Below are 5,054 nucleotides of genomic sequence, written 5' to 3'. Positions count from 1 at the left end.
CGAAGAGTTCGTCGGTTTTGTCGGGGTGGATCAGTCGCACCAGTTGCCCGGCGCGGTACTCGTAGGTGGTGACGTGACCTTCGGCATCGGTGAAGCGGCTGAGCTGGCCGAGTGCATCGTAGTCCCACTGACTGATTTTGCCCGAGCAGTCGGTGTAGCGGATCAGTTGGCCGTCGGCGTTGTAGGCCAGTTGCTTGCTACCGCCGTTGGCATCAGTGATGACCACTGGCAGGTTATCGCTGTTGTAGGTGTACTGGGTTTTGTTCTCCAGGGGGTCGATGGTTTCGATGATGTTGCCGCGTTGATCGTAGTTGTACTTCCACAGCCCGCCTTCGGCGTCACGGGTTTTGACACGGGCAGGGGCATTGGTGCGATCAAGCCAATGCCGGTGTCGTCTGGTTGTTAAAGAAAGGGGTTGCCGGTCAGCGGTGAACGGCGCTGCGGGAGCCGCTGGCGATCAGGGTGGCGCCGCAGGTGGTCTTCATGCCATCCAAGGCTACGGGGATACCGTTGACGGAATAGGTGCTGCTGCCTTCGGCGATCGGGAAGGGGCCTTTGCATAAGGGGCACATCACCATGTGGCCCTTGCCAGCCATCGGTTTACCGTTGAGGTTGGTGTGGGGAATGGATTCGGTGACAACACCGCCGTGGTCTGTTGTGTCTCCTAAGCGAACGACTGCTTTCATTTTATTTTGTCCGACTTCTGTTTTTTAAGTACTCGGATAGAGGTTTTCGCGTTTTGCTGGTCAGTGGATTTTGGTTGAAGTCCTTGTGCAGCATGGTCTCCGCAAAAAATGCACGCATTGGAAATACGTGAAAACTTTTCTTCAGGCACTTAGTTGAGTGGTTCTTTGTATGTTTGCGTGCTGGTTCGCCTGTGACTCGCATTGTGGTTAAGTTATTGTCTCGTAATCTATTGGTATTGTAATTGACGAGTTTTGTAGAGTGCGCATCAGTTTTCTTAAGCTATCTTTAGTGTGTAAGTCAAATTCTATTTGGTCGTGCGATACGGTAATTCTTTCTAGTGATGTAAAATAAGTTTCTAGCCTCCATTCGTCAGCTGTGTATGGGGCTGATTCCAGGCCTTTGTGAACATCGATTTCTTCTTTTGTTTCTGTATTTGTAAAGCAGATGCCTGCTCCATGTTTTCTGAACTCCCATGTTTTTCCGTTAATTGTGACTTTCCCATGTTTTGGCCATTCCGTTTGTGTCTCTGGCGCCTTGAGAAATTCTGCTATCAGCATTCCTTGAGTGTTGGAAAATTTTTTAAGTATTTCAAAAAATTGATATAGGGTTATTTTTTTCATTGACACCTCGACTCATCTCTATCGTTTTGAAGTTTTTTGGCGGTTTCTGGGTCAATGCTGTGAACAATTACCGGAACTTGGCCAATGCGAGCCCTCGTGGCAGCTTGGGCTCGATGGTGTCCGTCGATTATTATGAGGCTGCCATCAACGTTAGCAACGTCAATTGGATAGCTTTCATCATATCCGTCTTTTCTCATTCTCGAAGTGAGTTTGTCCACCCTGTTTCTAGACATTTCTGCTCTTGTTTGTCGAGACCGCAAGTTCCTTGGATCTACTTGCAGTGGTGAGCTCGGGCAAGGGGAACAATTACATCTTGTATCTCCCATCTTTTTAGATAACCCAAGCGCATCAACCCACTCTACCGGATTCGGCGCATAGGAATACACATTGAAGGCACCCGCAAACCCAATCGGATCCTTGCCGATAAACCGACCCACTTGCGGATCATAGTACCGATAGCGGTTGTAGTGCAGCCCGGTTTCGACATCGAAGTACTGCCCCTGAAAGCGCAACGGATTGCGGATGTCGGTACGTTTGGCGGTCTCGCTACGCTGCTCCTTGGCTAGCCCCCAAGCTTTGTAGACCCCGGTCCAGGCGATATCGCCCTGTTCGTCGGTCAGCTCCATCGGCGTGCCGAGGTGGTCACACTGGTACCACGCCACTGCGCTGAAGGTCACAGGCTTAGGTTTGTGTTGCCACAGCGGATCGCGGTCGATGTCGTAAGCGCCTTCATAGACCGGCTCGGCCACCAGTTGGATGCTGCGTTGTTCCACCGCCTGAGCCACCGGCACAAAACTGCCCGGCTCGAAAAAGTAGTGGGTCAGGCGTTCGCTCTTGTCGTTGTTGCGACTTTCAAAGGCCAGCACATCGCCGTCCCAGCCATAGATCGTGTAGCCGCAGCCGTACTGTTCATCGAGCTTGGCGCGTTCCAGCTTGTTCCACATCGGCCCGGCTTCGCGGCGGTCGTAGTACTTGGCTTTGGACAGCTTGAACAGGCGCCGGCCCAGGGCGTCGTAGGCAAAGGTGGCGGTCAATCTGTCATCTGCGTAGCCGATTAGACGGTCGTACAGGTCCCAGGTGAAATGGGATTTCTTGCCGTTGTGCAGGCGTTCCTTGAGGTTGCCGCGCTCGTCGTAGCTGTAGTGGGTGCCGACGTAGTCACGCAGCAGGTTGTCTAGCAGCTTGGTTGGGCCGTATTGATTGGGACGGCGCGGTGCCTGTGGGTCCAGCAGGTTGCTGGCTGGATCGAAGGCGAAGGTCTCTTCGCCATTGATGGTCTGGGCGGCAAGCAGGCGACCGAGCGGATCGTAGCGGTAGCTGAGAGCTCCGCGCCGGGTGTCGTCAATACGGGTCAGTTGGCCGGCGGCATCATGCCGGTAATTGCGTACCACCAAGCGCTGGGCATCGCCGCGTTTACCGATGGCTTGTTCCTGCAACTGGCCGTTGGGTGACCAGGCCTGGCGTTGTTGCAGGCCGTTGCCTTGGTTGCGGGCGATTTCACGATGGAGGTTGTCACGTTGGTAGCTGAGCAGTTCCGTATCGTCGACCTTCAAGGCCAGCAGATGGCCACTGCCATAGGTCAACCAACTGACGCGGTGGCCGTCCGGGCGAGTGGTGGCGATACGCTGGTTGAGGGCATCGTATTCATGCTTCGTGGCCGGCATGGCGGGCGATCAGTCGGCCGAGTGGATCGTACTCAAACTCGGTAACGCGGTCGCCATCAAGGCGGCGGGTCGGTTGATTGCTGCCGTGATCGTAAAGGTAGTGGGTGGTCTGTTGGTCGAAGCCGGTTTCCTTGATCAGGCGACCGGCGGGGTCGTACTTGAAGCTGGCGCTGCTGTTGTTTTCGTTGCGCAGTTCGATCAGTTGGCCGAGGCGATCCCAGCGGTAGTCGAGGGTTGTGCCGTTGGCATCAAGGCGCTGCTGGATTAATCCGGCCTCGTTATAGTGCCAAGCGGTGTGCTGGCGCAGAGCGTCGGTGTGGGTGAGCAGGCGACCTTCGGCGTCGCGTTCGAAGTGCTCTTCAGTTTTGTCCGGGTGGATAAGTCGCACCAGTTGCCCGGCGCGGTATTCGTAGGTGGAGACATTGCCTTCGGCGTCGGTGAAACGGCTGAGATGGCCCAGCGCATCGTACTCCCATTGGCTGACCTTGCCCGAGCAGTCGGTGTAGCGGACCAGTTGGCCGTCTGCGTTGTAGGCCAGTTGTTTGCTGCCGCCGTTGGCATCGGTAATGACCACGGGCAGGTTATCGCTGTTGTAGGTGTACTGGGTGGTGTTCTCCAGCGGGTCGATGGTTTCGATGATGTTGCTGCGTTGATCGTAATCGTACTTCCACAGCCCGCCTTCGGCGTCGCGGGTTTGAGTTGGCATAGGCATTGGCGCGATCAAGCCAATGCCGGTGACGTCAGGTTGTTAAAGAACGGGGCGCCTGTCAGCGATGTACGGTGCCGCGGGAGCCGCTGGCGATCAGGGTGGCGCCGCAGGTGGTCTTCATGCCATCCAACGCCACGGGAATGCCGTTGACGGAGTAGGTGCTGCTGCCTTCGGCAATCGGGAAGGCCCCCTTGCATAAGGGGCACATCACCATGTGGCCCTTGCCAGCCATCGGTTTACCGTTGAGGTTGGTATGGGGGATGGATTCGGTGACAACACCGCCGTGGTCGGTGGTGTCGTCGAGTCGAATTATCTCTGTCATTTCATTGTGCTCACTCTGCTTGCGAGTAATGGTCTAAAGTCGAGCATTGATTTGCAGTGTCGAATAAAAATTTTTCATCGCCTTATGGCTGTGTTTGGTTTTTTTTAGCGAACTGCTCAATATCATCCAGAGCATCTCTGGCGTGTCCAGAGAACTCTTTGGTCTTTAAAAGTTTATTTAGTAGTGGGATGGTAGTGCTCATATTTATTGTTCTGTGCATTCGTGCTACATGCCCAAGGCATGTAATGGATAACTCCGTGATATTGGAGCTTTTTTTTGAATTAATTTGCTCGCTGCATTTGTTTTGAATCCAATCCGGGTCGTTTATGTTGAATGTCATGTACATGATTGCATCTATGATTGTTTGCTCATCATCAGATTTAAGTAATAGTTCTATTTTGTCTTTGTCATGAGCCTCTGGCATGGTTATCTCCTTATTTTTCCTTTGCTTGTGACTTGTTGTGCTCTTTTTAGTGCGTTTTGTTGATCGGTGTGAAGGTCACACCAGCATCGAACATGCCCATGAAATTCCTCGTCGTCATTGGGGAGTGTTTGTGTCCTGTCCAGGACAACTAGTTCATTATTTTTAACGTCAACTCCAACTCTCCGAGGGGAGGAATCTTTGACTTGAATAGAGTTGTCCAATGCGGCCTGCCCATTTGAGGGGGCTCGACTTTTGACTGAATTATCTGCTGCCCCATGATATGGTGCGTCTTTATAGACTCTTGATAACCCTAGCGGATCAATCCAATCAATCGGATTCGGTGCATAAGCATAGACGTTGAGTCCACCCGTAAACCCAATCGGGTCCTTGCCAATAAACCGCCCGACCTGTGGATCATAGTACCGATAGCGGTTGTAGTGCAGCCCGGTCTCCACATCGAAGTACTGGCCTTGAAAGCGCAACGGATTGCGGATGTCCGCGCGTTTGGCGGTCTCGCTGCGTTGCTCCTTGGCCAGGCCCCAGGCCTTGTAGACCCCGCTCCAGGCGATGTCGCCGTGTTCGTCCGTCAACTCCATCGGCGTGCCAAGGTGGTCGCATTGGTACCAGG

8 protein-coding genes are annotated in these 5,054 nt (G+C 53.6%); all 8 read right to left on the bottom strand.

Going from position 1 to position 5,054, the window contains the following annotated elements:
* Nucleotides 1-226: RHS repeat domain-containing protein (locus AACY42_RS27925; RefSeq protein ID WP_339483722.1), on the bottom strand; the 226-nt coding region annotated here is incomplete at its 3' end.
* 196 nt (nucleotides 227-422) lie between these two features.
* Complete coding sequence (locus AACY42_RS27915) at nucleotides 423-686, bottom strand: PAAR domain-containing protein (protein WP_339483721.1); 264 nt, start codon at nucleotides 684-686, stop codon at nucleotides 423-425.
* Between the two features lie 207 nt (nucleotides 687-893).
* Nucleotides 894-1,307 (bottom strand): DUF6896 domain-containing protein, encoded by a 414-nt coding sequence (locus AACY42_RS27910; RefSeq protein WP_339483720.1) that lies wholly within the window; start codon nucleotides 1,305-1,307, stop codon nucleotides 894-896.
* A complete protein-coding gene (locus tag AACY42_RS27905) occupies nucleotides 1,304-2,971 on the bottom strand; it encodes an RHS repeat-associated core domain-containing protein (RefSeq protein WP_339483719.1) in 1,668 nt (555 codons plus the stop codon). Before AACY42_RS27905 ends, AACY42_RS27910 begins: the two co-directional genes overlap by 4 nt.
* Nucleotides 2,952-3,683, bottom strand: a complete 732-nt coding sequence (locus AACY42_RS27900; RefSeq protein ID WP_339483718.1) for a hypothetical protein — start codon at nucleotides 3,681-3,683, stop codon at nucleotides 2,952-2,954. Before AACY42_RS27900 ends, AACY42_RS27905 begins: the two co-directional genes overlap by 20 nt.
* A gap of 55 nt (nucleotides 3,684-3,738) precedes the next feature.
* On the bottom strand, nucleotides 3,739-4,002 hold the full coding sequence (locus AACY42_RS27895; protein ID WP_339483717.1) for a PAAR domain-containing protein: 264 nt from the start codon (nucleotides 4,000-4,002) through the stop codon (nucleotides 3,739-3,741).
* A gap of 82 nt (nucleotides 4,003-4,084) precedes the next feature.
* Entirely contained in the window at nucleotides 4,085-4,426 is a 342-nt protein-coding gene (locus AACY42_RS27890) for a hypothetical protein (protein WP_339483716.1), read from the bottom strand.
* A gap of 2 nt (nucleotides 4,427-4,428) precedes the next feature.
* The coding region (locus AACY42_RS27885) for an RHS repeat-associated core domain-containing protein (RefSeq protein WP_339483715.1) at nucleotides 4,429-5,054 on the bottom strand (626 nt) is incomplete at its 5' end.

Source organism: Pseudomonas sp. RL_5y_Pfl2_73, assembly GCF_963970515.1.
GTDB lineage: Bacteria > Pseudomonadota > Gammaproteobacteria > Pseudomonadales > Pseudomonadaceae > Aquipseudomonas.
This window is presented reverse-complemented; position numbering and strand designations above follow the sequence as displayed.